The organism is Hydrogenophaga sp. UC242_50 (genome assembly GCF_042697355.1).
In the GTDB taxonomy this organism is placed as follows: Bacteria; Pseudomonadota; Gammaproteobacteria; order Burkholderiales; family Burkholderiaceae_C; genus Hydrogenophaga.
The window spans coordinates 13,010-34,409 of sequence record NZ_CP170553.1 but is presented as its reverse complement, the minus strand read 5'-3'; the positions used below and the strand labels follow the sequence as shown (position 1 = coordinate 34,409).

The following is a 21,400-nucleotide window of genomic DNA, read 5'->3' as shown; positions in this document are numbered from 1 at the left end:
CTGCGGTTCAGGACCGCAGGCTCCAGAGGCGCAGGGCCACGTGGATCTCAAGCGCCCGGGACGCCTGGCCCAGGTGGCCCAGCAGCCCTTCGATGGTGGTGAGTCGCTGGCGCACCGTGTTGACGTGGATGTTGAGCCGCTGCGCCGCGGTCCTGGCGTTCTGGTTGCAGTCGAAGAAACACAGCAGGGTGGTGGTGAGTGCCGTGTTGCGCTTGCGGTCGTGCTGGATCAGCGGGCCGATGCTCGCTTCCAGGAACTGCTCCAGGCTGCTGGCGTCGTGCGTTTCGAACAGCGTGGAATACAGGGCCAACTCGTTCTGGCTGATGAGTTGCTCCTGCAGACCCAGGCGGCGCAGCACGCCCATCGACCGCCTGATCGTCGCGAACACCGAAGGCAGTTCGGCCGAGGACGCCATGGGCCGCGAGATCACGCCGAGGTAGGCCTTTCCCACTTCCCGGTGGATCCACTGCGACAGCGCCTGCCGCAGCTCCAGCGCGCGCGTGGTGCTGCACAGCACGACCACGATGCCATCGATGTCGTCGATCAGGCAGGGCTTGCTCTCCGGGGTCTGAAGCAGGCGCCGGGCGACGAAACCGGCGCTCGGCCCGTTGAGCTCGATCATCATGAGCGAGAGCGGCTGCGTGAGATCCAGGCCGAACCGCTCGGCCCGGTTTCGCAGCACGGCCAGCTCGTCTTGCCTCGGCGAGACCAGGGCGCGCATCAAGGCCGACATGTCGCGGTGGTTGCTGGCCTCCTGGCGTTCCTGCGACAGCAGCACGATGCCGATCACGCTCGAACTGCGCTCGAACGTGCGCTCGGCCACCTCCTCCAGTGGATTCTGGTGAAACAGCACGAGGGCGCCCAGCGCATCGTCGCCCCCGATCACCGGCATGGCGCGGCAGATTTCCCCGTCGGCTTCGTAGGCCTGGGCGGAACGCCCGGACTGGCGCGCCTGACGCAGGGCGCGTGCCAGGTCGGCGCTGTGTTTGCCGTGGGGCTGGTAGCGCTGCGCGGCGGTGCCGGCATAACCCTCGGCCACGCCCTGGCTGATGACCTGGTTGAGCTCGTCCAGCACCAGCAGGCTGCCGCCCAGCAGGCCGGCCACCGCCTGGCACAAGGTCGCCAGCGAGGCGCCGCGCGCCAGCAGCAGGGTGATTTCCTCGTGCGCGTCGGCGGCCGCCTGGACACCCCGCACATGGCGCTCCAGCTCCGAGCGGGCCTCGTCCGCTTTGCCCAACGCCATGTTGATGCGCTCGAAATCGCGCGCGTTCTTCAGGGCCAGCGCGCCGTGGGTGCGCAGGGTGCGCAGGATGGCGATGTTCTGCGTGGTGTGCACCCGGGGGTAGCGGTCCGCCGCGAACAGCAGACCGATCACGCCGTCCTGCCAGATCACCGGCACGCCCACCAGCGCGCAGACGCCCTCGGCACGAAAGATGTCGTCGAAGCGCGGGTCGTGGCTGAAGCGCGTGTCGTGCAGGTAGTCCGGCGTGGTGAAGGGGGTGCGGGTGGCCATCACCACGCTCGCCACGCCTTTGTCGCTGCGGATGTTCATCGCCACGGAGTTGCGGGTGAGTCCGCCGTCGGAGGCCAGCGCCTGGAACACACCCCGGGCTTCGTCCAGCTCGGAAATCCAGGCCATGTCCGAGCCCAGCAGGTGGCGTGTCCGCGCCACGATGGCGGCCAGCAGGTTGCTCAGTTCGAGCCGCTCGGACAGGTCCTGGGCCGACTCCATCAACGCCACCATGCCCTGCTCGCGCTGCTGCAGCACCTCCATCCGGTTGCGCACGGCCATGGCGATGCGCACGGTTTCGACCAGGCTGGCCTTGTCGGGGCGGCCCGCCGGCAAGGCTTCGACCCGGGCCAGCTGCTGCGCGAAGTCTTCGGCGGGCGCGGCCCGGTGCAGCAATTCAATGAGCGTGTTCGCGATCAGGGGTGTGGGTTCCAAGGCGCCTCCTGCGTCGAAGGCCGAGGGTATCAGAGCCCGATGGGGCTTGAGCGCGCGATGTATGTCCTCTCACCACATAAACAGGGCGTTGTTTGTGTGCGGTTCGCACATGGTTGGTCGCGGGTCGATTGCGGACACTGCCCCCAGTTCTTTGTTTGTCCACCGACGCTCCCATGGCCCTCCACGACGCCCTTCGCCCCGTTCCAGACCTTCGCGTGCTGGTCACCGCCGGTGCCAGTGGCATCGGTGCCGCCGTTGCGCTGGCCTTTCACGCCGCAGGGGCGCAGGTGCACGTCTGCGACATCGATCGCGCCGCGCTGGACCGCCTGCTGACCCAGGCGCCCGGTCTCACCGGGACGCCGGCCGATGCGTCGGTCGCGGGCGACGTGGACACCGTGTTCGAGGGCGTTCGCAGCCACCTGGGCGGGCTGGACGTGCTGGTCAACAACGCGGGCATCGCCGGCCCCACTGCGGCCATCGAGGACATCGATGCCGGGGCCTGGCAGCGGACCTTGGCGGTCAACCTGGACAGCCAGTTCCATTTCGCGCGCCGCGCGGTGCCCATGCTCAAGGCCTCGGGTGCGAACCCGGGGCTGATCGCCATGGGCTCGGTGGCGGGCCGCCTGGGCTACGCCTACCGCACGCCTTACGCAGCCAGCAAGTGGGCCATCGTGGGCCTGACCCGGTCGCTGGCGATCGAACTCGGGCCGCAGGGTGTGCGGGTCAACGCGATCCTCCCTGGCGTGGTCGAAGGCGCGCGCATGGACGGCGTGATCGCCGCGCGCGCCACGGCGCTCGGCATCAGCCCCGAAGCGATGCGCCAGCAGTACCTGGACAAGATTTCCCTGCGCCGCATGGTCACCGCCGACGACGTCGCGGCGACGGCGCTGTTCCTGAGTTCGCCGGGCGCGCGCAACCTGACGGGTCAGGTCATCAGCGTGGACGGCAACGTCGAGTACCTCTAACCCCCCACCACAACAGGAGACAAGCCATGACCCCATTTCGCCTCGCCGCCCTCTCGGCCGCTCTGCTGACGGCCTCGGCCGCGCACGCCGACCCGGTCAAGATCGGACTGCTGGAAACGCTCTCGGGTCCACAGGCATCGACCGGACAAACCTTCCGGGCCGGTGTCCGCTATTCCATCGACAAGATGAACGCCGCCGGTGGTTGGAACGGCCAGCCCGTGCAACTGATCGAGTACGACAACCAGGGTGGGCCCACGGGCGCGTCGGACAAGCTCAAGGCCGCCATTGCCGAGGGCGTCCAGATCGTCGTGCAAGGCGCCTCGTCCGCGATCGGCGGGCAGATCACCGAGGACGTGCGCAAGCACAACCTGCGCAACCCGGGCAAGGAAATCGTCTACATCAACGTCGGCGCCGAAGCCCTGGAGCTGACCGGTGAAAAGTGCAATTTCCACCATTTCCGCGTGGCCCCCAACGCGCAGGTGCGCACCAAGGTGCTGGTCAAGGGCATGAAAGAGGCCAATGCGCTGGGCAAGAAGGTCTACGCCATCAACCAGAACTACTCCTGGGGCCAGGACATGGAGGCCGCCATCGTCGAGAACGCGGGCGCGGGTGGCTACCAGGTGGTGGAGAAGACCCTGCACGACACCAACAAGATCCAGGACTTCGCGCCCTACATCGCCAAGATCGGCAGCTCGGGCGCCGAGACGGTGCTCACCGGCAACTGGTCCAACGATCTGCTGCTGATGATGAAGGCGGCCAAGGGCGCCGGCCTCAAGGCCGCGTTCGGCACGGTGTTCCTCGATCAGCCGGGCAACATCAGCAACGCGGGCGACACGGCGCTGGGGCACTTCATCGTGCATGCCTTCAACGGCGAGGCGGGCGGCGCCGACGGAGCGAACTTCGTGGCCGACTACACGGCCAAGATGGGCCGCTCGCCCGTGTTCGTCGAACCCCAGACCGTGTTCGGCATGGACATGGTGGCCGATGCACTGAAGCGCACCAGGCCGGACGGCGGCAAGCTCAACGTGAACGCCTTCGCCCGCGCGATGGAAACGGCGCGCATGAAGACCCCGATGGGCGAGGCCAGCATGCGCGCCGCCGACCACCAGATCCTGCTGCCGCTGGTGGTGTCGACCGTGACCAGGGACGCGCGCTTCAAGGTGGACGGAACGGACATGGGGTTCAAGCCCGTCAAGCTGTTCACCGCCGAAGAAGCCGCCATGCCGGTCCAGCCCAGCTGCAAGATGCAGCGCCCCTCCTGAGCCATGGACACCCTGCTGTTCTCGCTGCTCAACGGCGTCATCTACGGACTGCTGCTGTTCATGGTGTCGGCAGGGCTGACGCTGGTGTTCGGCATGATGGGGGTGCTGAACTTCGCCCACGCATCGTTCTACATGCTCGGCGCCTACTTCGCCTACACCCTGCAGGGGCTGCTGGGCTTCGGCCCTGCGGTGGTGGCGGCGACGTTGCTGGCCGGTGGCGTCGGCGCGGTGGTGGAGCGCTTTTTCCTGCGGCGCGTCCACCACCATCGCCACGCCCATGAGCTGCTGCTCACCTTCGGGCTGTCCTTCATCGTGGCCGAGACGATCAAGCTGCTGTTCGGCAACTTCCCGGTCAACTACCAGGTACCCGCGTTGCTCGATGGCCCGGCCTTCTCGCTGGGCGGGCAGCAGTACCCCATGTACCGGCTGCTGATGGGCGGCGTGGCCCTGGTGATGTTCGCGCTGCTCTTCCTGCTGCTCACGCGCACCCGCGTCGGCATCATCGTGCGCTCGGCGATCTACCGGCCGCGCATGGTCGAGGCCCTGGGTCACAACGTGCAGTTCGTGTTCATGGGTGTCTTCGGCGTGGGCGCGGCGCTGGCGGGGCTGGCCGGCGCCATTGCCGGCGCGTTCTACACCACCAGCCCGAACATGGCGCTGGAGATCGGCGTGATGGTGTTCGTGGTGGTGGTGGTCGGCGGCCTGGGGTCGCTGGGAGGCGCGATGCTGGCCTCGCTGTTGATCGGCCTGCTCACGTCGCTGGCGGTGGGCATCGACCGCAGCCTGGCCGACCTGCTTGCCGTCGTGGGCGCACGGGCATGGGCCGAAGGGGTGGGCGGCCTGCTCACGCTCAAGCTGTCCAGCCTGGCCTCCACCCTGCCCTTTGCCCTGATGTTGCTCGTCCTGCTGCTGCGGCCGCAGGGCTTGATGGGCGACAAGACCTGATCCTTCCCATGCGCACCTCAACCTCCCTCCTCCTGGGCGGCGTGGCCCTGCTCGCGGCGTTGCCGGCCCTGCTGTCGGCAGGGCTGCTCAATGCCGCCGTGCAGATGCTGATCGCCGCCTTGTTCGCCAGCGCCTACAGCCTGCTGGCGGGTCGCGCCGGCATGCTCTCTTTCGGGCACGCGGCCTACTTCGGCGTGGGTGCCTTTGCCACCGTCCACGCGATGAACGCGCTGGGTGGCGCGGGCCTGCTGCCCACGCCGCTGATGCCGCTCGTGGGCGCCGGCGCGGGCCTCGCGTTCGGTGTTGCGGCGGGGTGGTTCGCCACCCAGCGCAGCGGCACCGCCTTTGCGATGATCACCCTGGCCATCGCGGAGTTGCTGCACTCGCTGGCCCCGCAGCTCAAGGGCCTGTTCGGCGGTGAGTCGGGCATCTCCGCGATGCGGATGCCGGCCTGGGGTTTCTCCTTCGGCTCGACCACCCAGGTGTACTACCTCACGCTGGCCTGGGTGCTGATCTCGCTGCTGCTCCTGCACTTTCACACGCTCACACCGGCCGGCCGCCTGACACTGGGCCTGCGCGAGAACAGCCACCGCCTGCGCTTCCTGGGCTATGACGTGCACCGCCTCAGCGTGTCGGCCTTCGCCATCTCCGGCCTGTTCTCCGGGGTGGCGGGCGCACTGCAGGTGCTGGCGAACGAAGCGGCCAACTACGTCGTCTTCGACCCCAGCGTGTCGGCCAGCGTGGTGCTCAACAGCTACATCGGTGGTGTCGGCGTGTTCCTGGGTCCGGCGCTGGGTGCGGCGCTCATGAGCTTCTTCGGCTATGCCGTGTCGGACAACACCCAGGCGTGGCTGCTCTACCAGGGCGTGCTCTTCGTGCTGGTGATGATGTTCATGCCGCAAGGTCTCGTCGGCCTGGGCGACGCGGCAGCGTCGCGCGTGCGGCGGCTGGGCGGGGCGCGCGCGCTGCCGCTGCTGTTCACGTGGCTGGTCGCGGCCCTGTTGCTGGCCGCCGGTGCGGTGTTCCTGATCGAGCTGCTGCAGCGCCTGTGCTCGCAGGAGTACCGCGCGCTCGCCGCGCAGGCGGGCGCTTGGCCCCCTGTGACGATGTTCAAGAGCACCTGGGACGTGACCAGCGTCGCCACCTGGGCCTGGCCACTGGCCCTGCTGCCCGTGGGCGGCGGCTTGCTGGCCTTCGCGCACCAGCGGCTGCAAACCAAGGAGGACCCGGCATGAGCGCACCCATCCTGCAACTCAAAGGCCTGTGCAAGTCGTTCGGCGACACGGCGATCATCCGCGGCGTCGACCTCGACGTGGCGCCCGGCGAGCGCCGCGCCTTGATCGGGCCCAATGGCGCGGGGAAATCCACGCTGTTTCATCTGATCTCGGGCAACCTCGGCGCCACGGCGGGCACGGTCGCCTTCCAGGGACGCGACATCACCGGCTGGACGCCGCAGCGCGTGAACCGCCTCGGGCTCGCGCGGTCTTTCCAGATCACCAACATCTTTCCCAAACTGACGGTGTTCGAGAACGTGCGCCTGGCGGTGATGCGCCAGCAGCCGCAGCCCACGGCCTTCTGGCGGCGCGTCGACCGGCTGCGTGGCCTGCGCGAGGCCACGCAGCGGCTGCTCGAGCAGGTGCGCCTGCACACCCGCGCAGGCACGCTGGCGGGCGGGCTCAGCTACTCCGAACAGCGCTCGCTGGAGATCGCCATGACGGTGGCCTCCGATCCCCAGCTCATCCTGCTCGACGAGCCCATGGCCGGCATGTCGAGCGAAGAAACGGACTACACCTTGAACCTGATCCGGGAAGTCACCGCCGGCCGCGCGCTGCTGATCGTGGAGCACGACATGGACGTCGTCTTCAAGCTGGCCGACCACATCAGCGTGCTGGTGTACGGCCAGGTGATCGCCACCGGCACCCCGGACGAGATCCGCCGGCACCGGGGCGTGCGCGAGGCCTACCTGGGCGAGGAGGTCGCGGCATGAACAGCTTGCTCGAAGTGGAAGACCTGCACGCCTACTACGGCAAGAGCCACATCCTCCAGGGCGTGGGTTTCCGGGTGGGCGCGGGCGAGGTGCTGAGCCTGCTGGGACGCAATGGCTCGGGCCGCTCCACCACGCTCAAGGCGCTGATGGGCCTGGTGCCGCCCAGCCGGGGCCGCGTGCGCCTGGCGGGCCAGGAGCTGGCCGGCTCACCGGCCAACCGCATCTGCCGCGCTGGCCTGGCCTATGTGCCCGAGGAGCGCGAGGTGTTCGCCAACCTCACGGTGGACGAGAACCTGCGCATGGGCGAACAACCCGCAGCACCCGGCGCGCCGCGCTGGACGGTGCAGCAGATGTTCGACTATTTCCCCCGGCTCAAGGAGCGGCGCCACACAAAGGCCGGCAGCCTGTCGGGCGGCGAGCAGCAGATGCTCACCATCTGCCGGTCCCTGCTGGGCAACCCCCGGGTCATCCTGATCGATGAACCCACCGAAGGGCTGGCGCCCATGATCGTGGCGCAGGTCGGCGAGTGCATCCGCGACATGCGGACCCAGGGTGTCTCTGTGGTCCTGGTCGAGCAAAAGCTCGCCATCGCGCTCAAGGTGTCCGACCGCGTCTGCGTGATGGGCCATGGCCGCATCGTGTTCGAAGGCACACCCGCCCAACTGCAATCCGATCCCGGCCTGCTCGCGCAGTGGCTGGCCGTCTGAAGGCTTTCCGCATGTCCGACAAAGTCATCATCTCCTGCGCCGTCACCGGCTCGGTGCACACGCCCAGCATGTCGCCCTACCTGGCCATCACGCCCGAACAGATCGCCGCACAGGCCATCGAGGCCGCCGAGGCCGGCGCGGCCATCCTGCACCTGCATGCGCGCGATCCCGCCGACGGGCGGCCCACGCCGGACCCGAAGGTGTTCGACCAGTTCGTGCCGCACATCCAAGCCGCGACCGATGCCGTGATCAACATCACCACCGGCGGCAGCACCCGCATGACGCTGGCCGAGCGGCTCGCCTACCCCTTGCAGGCGGCGCCCGAGATGTGCTCGCTCAACATGGGGTCCATGAATTTCTCCATCCACCCTGCGGCGCGCAAGATTTCGCAGTGGCAGCACGGCTGGGAGAAGCCCTATGTGGAAGGCATGGAAGACCTGATCTTTCGCAACACCTTCGCCGACATCAAGCACATCCTCCAGGTGCTGGGCCGCGAGCGCGGCACGCGCTTCGAGTTCGAGTGCTACGACGTGGGGCACCTCTACAACCTGGCCCACTTCCGCGACGAAGGGCTGCTCGACGGGCCCATCTTCCTGCAGTGCATCTTCGGCATCCTGGGCGGCCTCGGTGCCGATCCGGAAAACCTCGTCACGATGCGCACCACGGCCGATCGCCTGTTCGGCCGGGACGGCTACCGCTTCTCGGTGCTGGGCGCCGGGCGCCATCAGATGCCGCTGCTGACCATGGCCGCGGTGATGGGTGCGCACGTGCGCGTGGGGCTGGAAGACAGCCTGTATCTGGGCAAAGGCCAGCTGGCCCGCAGCTGCGCCGAGCAGGTGCGCAAGATCCGCCGGATCCTGGATGAGCTGTCCCTCGAGGTGGCATCGCCTGCCGAAGCGCGGGCCATGCTCGCGCTCAAAGGCAGCGATGCCGTCCATTTCTGACCACCGACACACACCATGAAAAAACTTCTTGAAAACCGCGTCGCCATCGTCACCGGTGCCGGGCAGGGGCTGGGCCGTGCCCATGCCCTGGAACTCGCGCGCCACGGCGCGCGCGTGATCGTCAACGACCTGGAGGGCGCCGACGGCGGCGCCCGCGCGCAGGCCGTGGTGGCCGACATCCGCGCCCACGGCGGTGACGCCCGGATGCACCTGGGCGACGTCACGCGGGCCGGCCACATGCAAGACATGGCCGAGCTGGCCATGAACGCCTGGGGCCGCATCGACATCATCATCAACAACGCGGGCATCCTGCGCGACAGGACCTTCGCGAAGATGCCGCTGGAGGATTTCCGCCTAGTGCTGGAGGTGCACGTCATGGGGGCCGTGAATGCCACCAAGGCGGTGTGGGCGCAGATGCAGGAACAACAGTACGGCCGCATCGTGATGACGACATCGTCGTCGGGCCTCTACGGCAGTTTCGGTCAGGCCAACTACGGTGCCGCCAAGATGGCGCTGGTCGGCCTCATGCAGACGCTGGCGCTGGAAGGCGACAAACGCAACATCCGCGTCAACTGCCTCGCCCCCTCCGCCGCGACCGGCATGACGCATGGCATCTTGCCTCCCGAAGCGCTGGCCCGGCTCACGCCGGAAAGCGTCAGCCCGGCGCTGATCCCCCTGGTCTGCGAAGACGCACCTACCCGAACGATCCTGCTGGCCGGCGCGGGCAGTTTCGAGGCCGCGCACATCACGATGACGGAGGGCATCCACCTCGGTGACCAGCCCGGGGTGGCAGAACAGCTGCGCTCACGCCTCGCCGACGTCTGTGGCCGCGACGGCGAGCGGGTGCCAGCTTCGGGCTGGGAGCAGTACGTGCACGAACTCAGCAAGGGCGGCTCCACCGTGGAGGGCGCGGCATGAGCGGCGCGCTGCAAGGGCAAGTGGCCTGGGTCACCGGTGCGGGCTCGGGCATCGGGCTGGCGGCGGCCCGGGCGCTGGCCGCTGCCGGTGCCAAGGTGGTGCTGTCCGGTCGGCGCCCCGATCCCCTGGAGGCAGCGGCTGCGCAGATCCGCGCGGCGGGCGGTGCGACCGACATCGCGGTGCTGGACGTGACCGATGCCGATGCCGTGGCAGACACGGCCGCGCAGCTGCTGCAGCGGCACGGTGAGCGCCTGGACGTGCTGGTGAACTGCGCGGGCACCAACACCCCCGAGCGGTTCTGGCGCGACCAGTCTGCCCAGGGCTGGCGCCAGGTCGTCGCGACCAACATGGACAGCATCTTCTACACCACGCGCGCCGTGCTGCCCGCGATGCGCGCGCGCCGCAGTGGGTGGGTCATCAACGTCTCATCGTGGGCCGGCGTCCACCATCCCAAGCTCACCGGGCCGGCCTACAACGGGAGCAAGCACGCCGTGGTCGCGATGACCGAGACCATCAACATGGAAGACGGGGTGCACGGCATCCGCGCCTGCAGCCTGTGCCCTGCCGAGGTTGCGCACGCCCATTCTGGACACGCGGCCGACGCCGCCCACCGCGGACGAACGGGCGCGCATGCTGCAACCTGACGACGTGGGGCACACCGTCCGGTTCCTGGCCGAGCTTCCTGCCGGGGTGTGCATCAACCAGATCGTCATCAGCCCGACCTGGAACCGGATGTACATCAACGATCTGTGAGGGGTGGGCTGCCGGGTGGTCCAGCTCGCATAGGCGCTGCCGCGTCTCGGGCAACGGCTCACCCAGGGCGAAACGGGTACCATCGTCGGATTCAATAGTAACGATGCGTCGAAGCACACCTGCGCACGGGCTCGGTGGTAGAAGTACGAGCTTCGCGCAAGATCCAACTGTGTCAGGAGCTCTGGCAGGGCATAGAGCACCTTGAGGGCGTCAACCAGCAATGTCTTCTCCCGGTTGGTCAGGAGATGCAGATCGACGCCCAGGCCTTTTTTTAGCAGTTCATTGGCCTTCTGCACGAGATCGCGTTCGAGCTGCAGTTGGCGGATGTCGCGTTGCAGGGATTCGAGCTGTTGCTCCAGCTCCGCTCGCTCAGGTGATGGTGGTGGGTGGTTCTGGCGTTTCATGGATGCGGGCGCCTCGCGGCCGAGTAGCTGGTTCTTCCAGTTGTACAGCGTCGGCCTGCATACGCCCAGTTTTTCTGCCACGGCTTGCGCACCTTCCTGCCGCGTGCAGAGCTCCATGACGCCCGCCTGTTTCAATGTCTCGGAATATCTTCGCCGGCCGGCGGTGCCAACGGCGACTCTCCAGCTCTCAGGAAGTGCGTCGCGAATCCAGGCGGTCAACGTACCCCGGCCTGGGTATCCCAATGCCCTCATCGTTGCAGCTATGCAGCGGTCATGCGCAAGGTAGTGCGCAATAGCCGCCTGCTTCTGATCCTGCGAGTACTTGGGAGGCCGGCCCGCATAGCCCTCAGGCAGAGCCGAACGTCGTTCGTACTCACGGTGCCAGCTCTTCAGGGCATTCTTGGTTGGGTAACCGAGTTGACGGATGGTTGCCCTGATGCGCTTGTCCAGCTTGATGTAGAGCTGGACCGCTCGACCGCCGGCACCGGCCAGACCGAACAGCAGCTGCAGGCCATCACCGAACTGCAGCCCGAGGCCTACACCGGCACGCCCAGCTTCCTGCGCATCCTGGTGGAGAAGGCCCAGGCCGAGGGCATCGACATCGGCAGCATGCGCAAGGCCGTGGTGGGCGGCGAGGCATTGCCGCCCAGCCTGCGCGACTGGTTCGCCGAGCGCGGCGTGGCGGTCTACCAGAGCTACGCCACCGCCGACCTGGGCCTGGTGGCCTACGAGACGAGCGCGCGCGAGGGCCTGGTGGTGGACGAGGGCGTGATCGTCGAGATCGTGCGCCCGGGCACCGGAGAACCCGTGCCCGAGGGCGAGGTGGGCGAGCTGGTGGTCACCACCCTCAACCCGGCCTACCCGCTGATCCGCTTCGGCACCGGCGACCTCTCGGCCATCCTGCCCGGCGCCTGCCCCACCGGGCGCACCGCGCCGCGCATCAAGGGCTGGATGGGCCGCGCCGACCAGACCACCAAGGTGCGCGGCATGTTCGTGCACCCGGCCCAGGTGGCCGACATCGCGCGGCGCTTCCCGCAGGTGAAGAAGGCCCGCCTGGTGGTCAGCGGCGAGATGGCCAACGACCAGATGTGCCTGCGCGTGGAGGCCAGCGAGACCGACAGCGGCCTGCGGCAGCAGATCGAGGCCGCCGTGCGCGAGGTCACCAAGCTGCGCGCCCAGGTCGAGCTCGTCCAGCCGGGCTCCCTGCCCAACGACGGCAAGACCATCGAGGACAGCCGCTGCTGCGCCTGAGGCGCAAGAGGGCGCACGCGATCCCCCTTTCAGGGCTGGCGCGCCTCCCGCCGATCCGCGGCGGCCCGCTTGTGCCGCAAGGCACCGGGTGGATGCCCGATGACCCTTTTGAACGCGCGGCTGAACGAGGCCTCCGAGTCGTAACCCAGGCGGGTGGCGGCCACGGCCACGCGCATGCCTTCTCGCTCGATCCAGCGGCGCGCCTGGAACATCCGCACGCGGGTCACGTACCGCGCCGGGCTCTCGCCCAAGGTGCGCGTGAACAACTCGGCGAAGCTGGAGCGCGAGGCGCCCATCAGGTCCGCCAGCGCCGGCACCGTCCAATCGCGTTCGGGCTCGGTGTGGATCGCGGCGATCACCTTGCCGATGCGGGGGCACTGCACCGCCGCGATCCAGCCACTGGCGTCGCTGCAGGCGCACTCGACCCCAGGCGCGGATGATGCAGGCGGCCAGCACATCGGCCAGGCGCGCGAGCATGCCGCAGGCGCCGATGCGATCCAGCGCGACCTCGCGCTCCATCGCTTCGAGCAACGCGGGCACGGAGGGGTCTCGCGTTGGCCAGTTCGTTGGCGCGCATCGCGTCCGGCATCATCGCCAGCAGGGGGTGCAGGGGATCGAGGTTGAAGCGCATGGCGCCGCAGAAGACGATGTCGTTCGGCGCGCCTGGAGGCCCTTCGTCCGGCGTTGGGGGCGATGAGGCCATGGACGCGGGCTGCGGCGCGCCGCCGATGAGGTAGATGTTGTCCGCCACCGGGGTGCGCGAGAGGGATTCGATGTCCACGCACGGCACGTCGGGCGCGCTGGCCAGGATGTGAAAGCTGCCCCGCGGCAGCAGCACCGCGTCGCCGGCGTCCAGCCGCACCCAGTCGTGACCGGGCAGCCAGAGCCAGCAGCCGCCGCGCGCCACGAAATGGAAACGGGCCTCCGGCCGCGCGGGGTAGGCCACGGCCCAGGGCGGCTGCATCACGCAACGGCCGTATTCGACGCCGTCGAGCCGCAAGCCCAGCAGGATGCGGCTCAGCAGGTCGGCCGGGCGGGGTGGCGCGTCCGCCGCGCCACGGGCGGCGCTCCCCTCGAGCAGGGCGGGAGATTCGGAGGAATAGTCAAGCATTTCGGCTTTTCCCACATGGAAACGCCGGCATCTTATCCCTAAGCTGGCGGTCTTGCTGGCTTCCCCCTGTTCCATTCATGTCCTCCTCCTGCTCCACCTGCATCGATCCCTCCCAAGCCGTGGCCGCACCGCCGCCGCCAGCGAACGCGGATTCGCCCCACTGGGCCGCCGTCGGCTCGCTGGCGCTGGGCGTTTTTGGCCTGGTGACCGCCGAATTCCTGCCGGCCAGCCTGTTGACGGCCATGGCCACGGACCTGGGCATCAGCAACGGCGCCGCGGGCCAGACGGTCACGGCGACGGCGCTGGTGGGCGCGGTCGCCGCCCCCGCCTTTCCGCTGCTGACGCGGCGGCTGGACCGCAAGTGGGTGATGCTGGCGCTGAGCCTGCTGCTGGTCGTCTCCAACCTGATGGCCGCGACGGCCACCTCGCTGCCCGTGCTGCTGGTGGCCCGCGTGTTGCTGGGCGTGGCGCTGGGCGGCTTCTGGGCCCTGGCGGGCGCGCTGGCCCTGCGGCTGGTGCCCGCGGACCGGTTCGCCCGCGCCATGTCGCTGATCCTCACGGGGGTGTCGGTGCGCAGCGGTGTGCGCCGCCCCCATCGGCGCCTGGATGGGTGATCTGTGGGGATGGCGCAGCGCCTTCGTCGCCGCGGGCGTGGTCAGCGTGGTGACGCTGGTCGCGCAGGCCATCACGCTGCCCGCGCTGCCGCCGCGCGACCACGCCAGTCTGCGCGTGCTGGGCCAGTTGCTGCTGCGGCCGCAGGTGCGCATGGCCCTGCTGGCGGTGCTGCTGGTGATCTCGGGCCATTTCGCGGGCTTCACCTACATCCGGCCGCTGATGGAAAACGTCACCCACCTGTCCGTCCAGGCGATCTCGGTGGTGCTGCTGGGCTACGGCATCGGGGGTTTCTTCGGCAACCTGGCGGGCGGCTACCTGGCCGAGCGCAGCGAGCGCCGCGCCATCGTGGCGGGTGGCACGCTGGTCGTCCTCATGGCGGGCAGCCTGTTGCTGGCGGGTTCGTCGGCGCTGGTGACCGCCGTGGCGGTGGCGCTCTGGGGTTTTGCGTTCGGCGCGTTCCCGGTCGGTTTCCAGACCTGGGTGGTGCGGGCCGCGCCCGACCACGCCGAAGGCGCGGGCGGCCTGATGGTGGCGGCGTTCCAGATCGCCATCGCCAGCGGCGCGGTGGGTGGCGGGCTGCTGGTCGATCACGTGGGCGCGCTCGGCGCGCCGGCCTTCGCGCTGGTCGCCATCGTGCTGGGCACCTTGCTGACCTTGCGCCACGGTCCCCGGCCGCAGGGCCAACGGGCCGGTGCCCAGCCGGTGCCGGTTCATCACTGAACCAGGGTGTCAGGGCGTCGTCGGGCCTGAACCCGCGGCACTGCGCACGCGCCGCTGGCGCGCCTGCGGCGGCGACGCGTGCTGGTGCAAGGCGAGGCGCAGGGCCGTCGCGGCCACACCGAGGGCGCGGTCGGTGCGGCGGGCCAGGTAGGTCTGCGTGTGCGCCACGCCCAGCGGACCGAGCGCCGTGGCGGCCAAGGGCACCAGCTGCTTCTCGGCCAGTTCGCGCTCGATCACCCACCGCGGCAGGCGGCCCCAGCCCACCCCGCCCAGGATCAGGGCCCGCTTGGCGTCCTGCGTGCCCACGCGCAGCGTCTGGGGCGACAGCACACCGAAGTCGCGTCCCTCGGACAGCGGCGTGGGATCCTCCAGCACGATCTGCACGTGGTCGGCCAGCTCGACGCTGGTGAGCGCCTTGCGGCGCCGCGCCAGCGCATGGCTGGCGGCGGCCACCGCCACGATGGGCACGCGTTGCAGCGCCTCGGTCTCGATGCGCGGATCGAGAAAGTCTTCGCCGGCCATGATGGCCAGGTCGCACTGCCGCTCGCGCAGCGCTTGCAGCGGACCGCCCAGTGGCGCGACCGCCAGGCGCAGCCGAACCGACGGCCAGGTCTCGCGCACCGCCTTGAGCGCGGCGGCCACCACGGGCAGCGGGTAGAGCGTGTCCACCATCAGCGAGAGCTCGATCTCCACGCCCTCGCCCAGGCCGCGCGCGCGCGCCCGCATGAAATCCACCTTGAGCAGCACGGCGTGCGCGTCTTCCAGCAAGGCCAGGCCGGCCGGCGTGAGTGCGGGCCGGTGGCCGCTGCGATCGAACAGGCTCACGTCGAGCTGGTGTTCGAGGTTGGCGATCGCGTGGCTCACGGCCGACTGCGCGCGCCGCAGGCGCGTGGCCCCGGCCCGAAAGCTGCCGGCCTCGGCCACGGTCACGAACATGCGAATCTGATCGAGGGTGAGGGCGTCCAGCATTGATCGATTCCGTAGATCAGGAAGCTCAAAATTTTAGGCCTTCCGCAGATCAATGTGGCTGCCGATACTTCTCCCATTCCCACATGAGAGGTGTTCACGTCATGACCCAGGTGCTGGTGCTCTATTACTCTTCCTACGGCCACATCGCGACCATGGCCAGCGCCGTGGCCGAGGGCGCGCGCACGGCGGGCGCGCAGGCCGTGGTCAAGCGCGTGCCCGAACTGGTGCCGGACGCCGTGGCCCGCAAAGCCGGTTACCAGCTGGCGCCAGACGTGCCGGTGGCGCACCGTGGAGGAGCTCGCGGCGTACGACGCCATCGTGTTGGGCACGCCCACCCGCTTTGGCAACATGGCCGCGCAGATGAAGAACTTTCTCGATCAGGCCGGTGGCCTGTGGGCCCGGGATGCGCTGGTGGGCAAGGTGGGCAGCGTCTTCACCTCCACGGGCAGCCAGCACGGCGGGCAGGAGTCGACCATCCTCTCGACGCACATCGTGCTGATGCACCTGGGCATGGTGGTGGTGGGCCTGCCCTACAGCTTCAAGGGCCAGATGCGCATGGACGAGATCACCGGCGGCTCGCCATACGGCTCGGCCACCTTGGCCGATGACGGGTCGGGCGGCGACCGCCAGCCCAGCCTGAATGAAATCGAAGCGGCCCGCTACCAGGGGGCCCATGTGGCGCGGGTGGCGCGGGCGCTCGCGCTGTCGCAGCCGATGGCGGTGGCGTGAGCGGCTCCTCTGCGAACCCGGCCCGCACCGACTGGCGGGCCGTGGGGGTGGTGGTGGCCGCCGGGGTGGTCTCGGCCTTTCACCTGGGCAAGGTCGCCATCGCGGCCCCCCAGCTTCAGGCCGATCTGGGCCTCAGCCTGGGCCTGCTGGGCGCCCTCGGTGCCACCTTCGCCGTGTTGGGCGCGCTGGGTGGCGTGGTGGCGGGCTCCGTGGTGGCCCGTGCCGGCGACCACCGCATGCTGGTCCTCGGGCTGTTGGCCACGGCACTGGGGGCGGCGATGGCGGTGCCGAGCGACCGCTTCGGTGTGCTGCTGGCGTCGCGCGTGGTGGAGGGGCTGGGGTTTCTGCTGATCACGGTGGCCGGGCCCACGGTGCTGGCGCGCCGGGTGCGCGCGGCCGATCAGGCCACCGCCTTGGTCTTGTGGAGTTGCTTCATGCCAGCCGGCATGGCGCTGGCGATGCTCACCGGGCCGTGGTTCGGCGACTGGCGCAGCCTGTGGGTGACCGCCGCGCTGGCGGCCGGTCTGCTCGCGGTTCTGGTGGTGGGCATGGTGCCGCGTGGTCCACGGCCTGCCCGCGCGGACGACCCGGCCCGCCTGGCCGAGGTCTGGCGCTCCGAACCCCTGGCGATGGCCGCCACGTTCCTGCTCTACAGCCTGATGTTCTTCGCGCTCTTCAGCTTTCTGCCCGTGCTGCTGCAGCAGCGCCTGCAGGTGGGCGCCGGTGCCGTCGGGCTGCTCGCCGCGGTGGCCTGTGCGGCCAACATCGTGGGCAACCTGTGCGCGGGGGTCCTGCTGGGCAAGGTGGGCCGTGAGGTGCTGGGCGCCTGCGCGGCGATCACGATGGGTCTCTGTGGCCTGGGCATCTTTCTGCCTGTGCTGGGTCCGGGCATGGCCTTGGCCCTGTGCCTGGTGTTCTCCGCGGTGGGCGGCCTGGTCCCGGCCAGCCTGCTGTCCGCGGTACCGCGGGTCACGTCCACACCCGCGCAGGCGGCCCTGGTGGTGGGGCTGCTCATGCAGGGCAGCAACCTCGGCCAGGCGCTCGGGCCGGTGCTGGTCGGCAGCGCGGTGGACCGCCACGGCTGGCCGGCCGCCGCGGCCTGGGTGGGGGCCGCGGCACTGGCGATGGCCTGGACCGTCTGTCACAAAACGGCGCCGAGGCCCGTCTAGCAAGACAAGGATCCCCTTTTTCAACCCAGGAGCTCACGATGTCCTCTCCCCGACTTGACTACTTCACGCTGGCGCCCAAAGCCGCCAAGGCGCTGGCCCAGCTTTCACACGTGGCCGGCGCCACGCTGGACAAACGGCTGAAGGAGCTGGTGAACCTGCGCATCAGCCAGATCAATGGCTGCGCGTTCTGCATCGACATGCACTGGGCCGACCTGGTGAAGCAGGGCATGGAGCCACGGCACATCAACGCCGTGGCGGGTTGGCGCGAGGCGCCGCGCTTCTTCAGCGACGCCGAGCGCGCCGCGCTCCAGTGGGCCGAGGCGGTGAACGCCTTGCCACAACGGGCGCCGAGCGATGCCGACTTCGAAGACCTGCGGCGGCACTTCAGCGACGGCGCGATCGCGGAGCTGACGTTCGCCGTCGGCGCCATCCGGGCGTGGAACGTGCTCAACGCCAGCTTCCACACCCCCGTGCCCGACACCCCGTTTGCGGCCGCTTGAGGCCGGGCGGGCTCAGCCCAGTCGGTCCGCGAAGGTGTACGCCACCATGCCGTCGCCCCGGGCAAAGCCGATCAACAGCAGACCGGCCTCGTTCGCCACGTCGATCGCCATGGCCGTGGGCGCGGAGACGGCGGCCAGCACCGAGATGCCCGCGCGCGCGGTCTTCTGCACCATCTCGAAACTGGCCCGGCTGGTGAGCGCGACGAAGTGCCGCGAAGGGTCGAAGCCTGCCCGCCGCGCCGCGCCGATCAGCTTGTCCAGCGCGTTGTGCCGCCCCACGTCCTCGCGCACCAGCACCACGCCGCCATCGTCGATCCGGCAGAGCGCCGCCGCGTGCGTGGCGCCGGTGAGCTGCTGCCGGGGCTGGTGGGCGGGCAGGGCCTGGAGGGCCGAGGCCACGGCGGCGGGCGCGATGCCCAAGGCGGGCACGGCCGGCGGCCGCTGCCGCACGGCGGCGAGGGAGTCCGTGCCGCACAGGCCACAACCCGTGCGCCCGGCCATGCTGCGCCGGCGTTCGCGCAGCCGCCACTCGCAGGCGCTGCGCACCTCCAACTGCACCTCGATGCCATCGGGCGTGTCCACCACGTCCACCCCGCGCAGCTCGCCGGGGTCGAGCAACAGGCCTTCGGTGAGGGCGAAGCCCAGCGCGAAGTCTTCCAGGTCGGCCGGCGTGGCCATCATCACGGCATGCGAGATGCCGTTGAACACCAGCGCCACGGCCACTTCGTCGGCCACCCAGTCGGTGGCCAGGCTGGCCAGTCCGTCGCGGCGCACCTGCACCTCGCTGGCCCGCACGCCGGCCGGCGGGCGTTGGGGCGTCGCGGCCAGCGAGCGCCCGGCCGCCGTGAGGTGCGCCACCCAGCGGTCGTCGACCTGTTCCACGCGCACCCAGCCGGGCCCGTGCACGCCGCCGATGACCGCGTGGCCCATCAGCGTGAGCTGGCGCATGAGCACGCTGACGCCCTGACCCAGGCGCTTGCCCAGGCGCGGCAGCGACATGCCGTTGGCCTCGGGTGTGCTGGCCAGCTCGCGCAGGATGGCTTCGGCCAGCGGGGTGAGCGTGGTGGTGCCGTTCATGGCTCGAGGTGGGGCGTCAGGCGCACCGGAATCGCCTTCGAGGTGGGCGTGCCCGCCGCGATCGCGGTGGCCGACAGCGGCACCAGCGGGTTGGTCTCGGGGTAGTAGGCGGCCAGGCAGCCGCGCGGAATGTCGTAGGCCACCAGGCGGAAGCGGTCGGCGCGGCGGTGCTGGTCGTCGTCCCACACGGTGTGGAGGTCCACCCAGTCGCCATCGGCCAGGCCCAGGGCGCGCAGGTCCTCGGCGTGGATGAAGACCACGCGGCGCTGGCCGAACACGCCGCGGTAGCGGTCGTCCATGCCGTAGATGGTGGTGTTGTACTGGTCGTGCGAGCGCGTGGTGAGCAGCGAGAACACGAGGGTGTCGCGCTGGCGGGCCTGCATGGACCGGCGCGCGCGGTGCACCGGCGTGTCGCGCGGCACCGGGTGCGGGAAGAACGTGGCCTTCCGCGCCGGGGTGTCCCACACGCGCTCGCTGGCGGTGTTGCGCAGGCGAAAGCCGCCGGGCACGGCGACGCGGGCGTTGAAGTCCTTGAAGTCGTCGAACACGGCTTCGATCTGGTCGCGGATGCGGGCGTAGTCCTCGATCAGCCACAGCCAGGCGGTGCGGCTGCGCCGGCCCAGCGTGGCCGCGGCCAGGCGCGCGACGATGGCCGGCTCGGACAGCAGGTGTTCCGAGGCCGGCGGGTTGATGCCCAGCGAGAGGTGCACCATGCTCATGGAGTCCTCCACCGTCACGCCCTGCGGGCCCGTGGCCTGCACGTCGATCTCGGTGCGCCCCAGGCAGGGCAGGATCAGCGCCTCGCGGCCGTGCACCACGTGGCTGCGGTTGAGCTTGGTGCGCAGCGTGCACCGTGAGGTCGCACTGGCGCAGCGCCTTCCAGGTCTCGTGGGTGTCGGGCGTGGCGGCGGCGAAGTTGCCGCCCAGCGCGAAGAACACCTTGCCCTTGCCCTCGCGCATCAGCTGGATGGCCTCCACCGTGTCCACGCCGTTCTGTCGAGGCGGCTCGAAGCCGAACACCTGCCGCAGCCGGTCCAGCAGCGCGGCCGGCGGCTTCTCCCAGATGCCCATGGTGCGGTCGCCCTGCACGTTGCTGTGGCCGCGCACCGGGCAGGCACCGGCACCGGGCCGGCCGATGTTGCCGCGCATCAGGAGCAGGTTCACCAGCATCTGGATGGTCGCCACCGCGTGCTGGTGCTGCGTGATGCCCATGCCCCAGCAGACGACGGTGTTCTTCGCCCCGGCGTAGAGGTCGGCGGCGGTGTGGATCTGTTCGCGCGTGAGGCCACACTCCTCGGTGATCAGGTCCCAGGACTCGGCGCGCAGGTCGTCGGCCAGGGCCTGGAAACCCACGGTGTGTTCGGCGATGAAGGCGTGGTCGAGCAAGGCCTGCTCGCCCGCGTCGTGCCGCTCCAGCAGGCGCTTCATCATGCCTTTCACGGCCGCCAGGTCACCACCGCCGCGCAGCTGGAAGTAGTGCGAGCTGATCGGCGTGGAGCCCAGCGTCGCCATCTCCATCTTGCTCTGCGGGTCCTGGAAGCGCTCCAGGCCGCGTTCGCGCAAGGGGTTGAAGCTGACGATGCGCGCGCCGCGCTTCGAGGCGGCGCGCAGTTCGCCCAGCATGCGCGGGTGGTTGGTGCCGGGGTTCTGGCCGAAGATGAAGATCGCGTCGGCGAGTTCGAAGTCGTCCAGCGTCACCGTGCCCTTGCCCACGCCGATCTGCGGGCGCATGCCGTTGCCGCTGGGCTCGTGGCACATGTTCGAGCAGTCGGGAAAATTGTTGGTGCCGTACTCGCGCACGAACAGCTGGTACAGGAAGGCCGCCTCGTTGCTGGCGCGGCCCGAGGTGTAGAACATGGCCTGGTTGGGGTCGGGCAGGGCATTGAGGTGGCTCGCGATGAGGGCGAAGGCGGCGTCCCAGCCAATGGGGCGGTACCGGTCGAGCACGCCGTCGTAGACCATCGGGTGCGTCAACCGGCCCTGGTCTTCCAGCCAGAAGTCGCTCTGCCGCGCGAGCTCGCTCACGGTGTGGCGCTCGAACAGCTCGGGCCCGGCGCGGCGCGCGGTGGCCTCGGCCGCCACGGCCTTCACGCCGTTCTCGCAGAACTCGAAGGTGGATGCGTGGTGGCGGTCCGGCCAGGCGCAGCCCGGGCAGTCGAAACCGTCGGGCTGGTTGGCCGACAGCAGGGTCTTGGCGCCCTTGAGGGGAATGTCCTGCCGCAGCAGCGCGTTCTTCACGCTGTTCAAGGCGCCCCAGCCGCCGGCGGGGCCGGTGTAGAACTCGATCTTCTGTGGATTCATCAGGGTCTCGGTGAGAATGCAGGCGTCCTGGCCTGTCCGGCATCGTCCCGTGATTTCCGTTCGCCATCAATATGAAGCTTTCGGTCCGATGCACCGGCAGCCCGCTGCATAAGCACCGCCTCACATAA

Annotated in this window: 15 protein-coding genes and 6 pseudogenes; 15 read left to right on the top strand and 6 right to left on the bottom strand. The window is 69.6% G+C overall.

Going from position 1 to position 21,400, the window contains the following annotated elements; translation table 11 throughout:
• Positions 1-7: 7 nt before the first annotated feature.
• The gene (locus tag ACFJGX_RS00180; RefSeq protein WP_382327485.1) at positions 8-1,945 is read right to left on the bottom strand and encodes a helix-turn-helix domain-containing protein; all 1,938 of its coding nucleotides are present in this window, start codon (positions 1,943-1,945) and stop codon (positions 8-10) included.
• A 173-nt stretch (positions 1,946-2,118) separates the two neighbouring features.
• Here ACFJGX_RS00180 and ACFJGX_RS00175 point away from each other — a divergent pair, with 173 nt between their 5' ends.
• The 10 genes from ACFJGX_RS00175 to ACFJGX_RS00130 are packed head-to-tail and all read left to right on the top strand — an operon-like array spanning position 2,119 to position 10,426.
• On the top strand, positions 2,119-2,910 hold the full coding sequence (locus ACFJGX_RS00175) for an SDR family oxidoreductase (RefSeq protein WP_382323132.1): 792 nt from the start codon (positions 2,119-2,121) through the stop codon (positions 2,908-2,910).
• A gap of 26 nt (positions 2,911-2,936) precedes the next feature.
• Positions 2,937-4,172 carry a branched-chain amino acid ABC transporter substrate-binding protein gene (locus ACFJGX_RS00170; RefSeq protein ID WP_382323133.1) on the top strand — a complete coding sequence of 412 codons (1,236 nt, stop codon included), beginning with the start codon at positions 2,937-2,939 and terminating at the stop codon, positions 4,170-4,172.
• Between the two features lie 3 nt (positions 4,173-4,175).
• Positions 4,176-5,117: a branched-chain amino acid ABC transporter permease gene (locus ACFJGX_RS00165; protein ID WP_382323134.1), complete on the top strand. Its 942-nt coding sequence runs from the start codon at positions 4,176-4,178 to the stop codon at positions 5,115-5,117.
• A gap of 8 nt (positions 5,118-5,125) precedes the next feature.
• Positions 5,126-6,352 (top strand): branched-chain amino acid ABC transporter permease, encoded by a 1,227-nt coding sequence (locus ACFJGX_RS00160; RefSeq protein ID WP_382327483.1) that lies wholly within the window; start codon positions 5,126-5,128, stop codon positions 6,350-6,352.
• Complete coding sequence (locus tag ACFJGX_RS00155) at positions 6,349-7,104, top strand: ABC transporter ATP-binding protein (protein WP_382325863.1); 756 nt, start codon at positions 6,349-6,351, stop codon at positions 7,102-7,104. Before ACFJGX_RS00160 ends, ACFJGX_RS00155 begins: the two co-directional genes overlap by 4 nt.
• The gene (locus tag ACFJGX_RS00150; protein WP_382323135.1) at positions 7,101-7,811 is read left to right on the top strand and encodes an ABC transporter ATP-binding protein; all 711 of its coding nucleotides are present in this window, start codon (positions 7,101-7,103) and stop codon (positions 7,809-7,811) included. Before ACFJGX_RS00155 ends, ACFJGX_RS00150 begins: the two co-directional genes overlap by 4 nt.
• A gap of 11 nt (positions 7,812-7,822) precedes the next feature.
• A complete protein-coding gene (locus tag ACFJGX_RS00145) occupies positions 7,823-8,755 on the top strand; it encodes a 3-keto-5-aminohexanoate cleavage protein (RefSeq protein WP_382327481.1) in 933 nt (310 codons plus the stop codon).
• Between the two features lie 15 nt (positions 8,756-8,770).
• Entirely contained in the window at positions 8,771-9,673 is a 903-nt protein-coding gene (locus ACFJGX_RS00140) for an SDR family NAD(P)-dependent oxidoreductase (RefSeq protein WP_382323137.1), read from the top strand.
• On the top strand, positions 9,670-10,317 hold the full coding sequence (locus tag ACFJGX_RS00135; RefSeq protein WP_382323138.1) for an SDR family oxidoreductase: 648 nt from the start codon (positions 9,670-9,672) through the stop codon (positions 10,315-10,317). Before ACFJGX_RS00140 ends, ACFJGX_RS00135 begins: the two co-directional genes overlap by 4 nt.
• Complete coding sequence (locus tag ACFJGX_RS00130) at positions 10,304-10,426, top strand: hypothetical protein (protein WP_382323139.1); 123 nt, start codon at positions 10,304-10,306, stop codon at positions 10,424-10,426. Before ACFJGX_RS00135 ends, ACFJGX_RS00130 begins: the two co-directional genes overlap by 14 nt.
• A gap of 116 nt (positions 10,427-10,542) precedes the next feature.
• Here the strand turns inward: ACFJGX_RS00130 and ACFJGX_RS00125 are convergent.
• Positions 10,543-11,322 (bottom strand): annotated as a pseudogene (locus tag ACFJGX_RS00125) (transposase); the annotation flags it as partial.
• On the opposite strand from ACFJGX_RS00125, the pseudogene ACFJGX_RS00120 reads away from it, so the two are divergent.
• A pseudogene (locus ACFJGX_RS00120) lies at positions 11,311-12,081 on the top strand (phenylacetate--CoA ligase family protein); the annotation flags it as partial. The pseudogenes ACFJGX_RS00125 and ACFJGX_RS00120 sit on opposite strands and share 12 nt — an antisense overlap.
• A 29-nt stretch (positions 12,082-12,110) precedes the next feature.
• On the opposite strand, the pseudogene ACFJGX_RS00115 reads toward ACFJGX_RS00120, so the two are convergent.
• Positions 12,111-13,192, bottom strand: a pseudogene (locus ACFJGX_RS00115) (AraC family transcriptional regulator).
• A 77-nt stretch (positions 13,193-13,269) separates the two neighbouring features.
• On the opposite strand from ACFJGX_RS00115, the pseudogene ACFJGX_RS00110 reads away from it, so the two are divergent.
• Positions 13,270-14,527, top strand: a pseudogene (locus tag ACFJGX_RS00110) (MFS transporter).
• A 9-nt stretch (positions 14,528-14,536) separates the two neighbouring features.
• Here ACFJGX_RS00110 and ACFJGX_RS00105 read toward each other — a convergent pair.
• Complete coding sequence (locus ACFJGX_RS00105) at positions 14,537-15,496, bottom strand: LysR family transcriptional regulator (protein ID WP_382323141.1); 960 nt, start codon at positions 15,494-15,496, stop codon at positions 14,537-14,539.
• 101 nt (positions 15,497-15,597) lie between these two features.
• Between ACFJGX_RS00105 and wrbA the strand changes: the two are divergent.
• The 3 genes and pseudogenes from wrbA to ACFJGX_RS00090 all read left to right on the top strand — a co-directional run bounded on the left by wrbA (position 15,598) and on the right by ACFJGX_RS00090 (position 17,894).
• Positions 15,598-16,225, top strand: a pseudogene (gene wrbA, locus ACFJGX_RS00100) (NAD(P)H:quinone oxidoreductase).
• The gene (locus tag ACFJGX_RS00095) at positions 16,222-17,394 is read left to right on the top strand and encodes a CynX/NimT family MFS transporter (protein WP_382323143.1); all 1,173 of its coding nucleotides are present in this window, start codon (positions 16,222-16,224) and stop codon (positions 17,392-17,394) included. The pseudogene wrbA and the gene ACFJGX_RS00095 overlap by 4 nt, the downstream one beginning before the upstream one ends.
• A gap of 38 nt (positions 17,395-17,432) precedes the next feature.
• Positions 17,433-17,894, top strand: a complete 462-nt coding sequence (locus ACFJGX_RS00090) for a carboxymuconolactone decarboxylase family protein (protein WP_382162147.1) — start codon at positions 17,433-17,435, stop codon at positions 17,892-17,894.
• A 12-nt stretch (positions 17,895-17,906) separates the two neighbouring features.
• On the opposite strand, the gene fdhD is transcribed toward ACFJGX_RS00090, so the two are convergent.
• Together fdhD and ACFJGX_RS00080 are read right to left on the bottom strand one after the other, a co-directional pair.
• Complete coding sequence (gene fdhD, locus ACFJGX_RS00085; protein WP_382328831.1) at positions 17,907-18,824, bottom strand: formate dehydrogenase accessory sulfurtransferase FdhD; 918 nt, start codon at positions 18,822-18,824, stop codon at positions 17,907-17,909.
• Positions 18,825-18,967: 143 nt separating this feature from the next.
• A pseudogene (locus tag ACFJGX_RS00080) lies at positions 18,968-21,272 on the bottom strand (FdhF/YdeP family oxidoreductase).
• Positions 21,273-21,400 lie beyond the last annotated feature (128 nt).

Bases quoted from the DNA above. Each gene is read 5' to 3' on its own strand.
- ACFJGX_RS00105 (WP_382323141.1), bottom strand. From the start codon at position 15,496: ATGCTGGACGCCCTCACCCTCGATCAGATTCGCATGTTCGTGACCGTG.
- ACFJGX_RS00175 (WP_382323132.1), top strand. From the start codon at position 2,119: ATGGCCCTCCACGACGCCCTTCGCCCCGTTCCAGACCTTCGCGTGCTG.
- ACFJGX_RS00145 (WP_382327481.1), top strand. From the start codon at position 7,823: ATGTCCGACAAAGTCATCATCTCCTGCGCCGTCACCGGCTCGGTGCAC.
- ACFJGX_RS00150 (WP_382323135.1), top strand. From the start codon at position 7,101: ATGAACAGCTTGCTCGAAGTGGAAGACCTGCACGCCTACTACGGCAAG.
- ACFJGX_RS00090 (WP_382162147.1), top strand. From the start codon at position 17,433: ATGTCCTCTCCCCGACTTGACTACTTCACGCTGGCGCCCAAAGCCGCC.
- ACFJGX_RS00135 (WP_382323138.1), top strand. From the start codon at position 9,670: ATGAGCGGCGCGCTGCAAGGGCAAGTGGCCTGGGTCACCGGTGCGGGC.
- ACFJGX_RS00160 (WP_382327483.1), top strand. From the start codon at position 5,126: ATGCGCACCTCAACCTCCCTCCTCCTGGGCGGCGTGGCCCTGCTCGCG.
- fdhD (WP_382328831.1), bottom strand. From the start codon at position 18,824: ATGGGCCACGCGGTCATCGGCGGCGTGCACGGGCCCGGCTGGGTGCGC.
- ACFJGX_RS00165 (WP_382323134.1), top strand. From the start codon at position 4,176: ATGGACACCCTGCTGTTCTCGCTGCTCAACGGCGTCATCTACGGACTG.
- ACFJGX_RS00170 (WP_382323133.1), top strand. From the start codon at position 2,937: ATGACCCCATTTCGCCTCGCCGCCCTCTCGGCCGCTCTGCTGACGGCC.
- ACFJGX_RS00140 (WP_382323137.1), top strand. From the start codon at position 8,771: ATGAAAAAACTTCTTGAAAACCGCGTCGCCATCGTCACCGGTGCCGGG.
- ACFJGX_RS00155 (WP_382325863.1), top strand. From the start codon at position 6,349: ATGAGCGCACCCATCCTGCAACTCAAAGGCCTGTGCAAGTCGTTCGGC.
- ACFJGX_RS00130 (WP_382323139.1), top strand. From the start codon at position 10,304: ATGCTGCAACCTGACGACGTGGGGCACACCGTCCGGTTCCTGGCCGAG.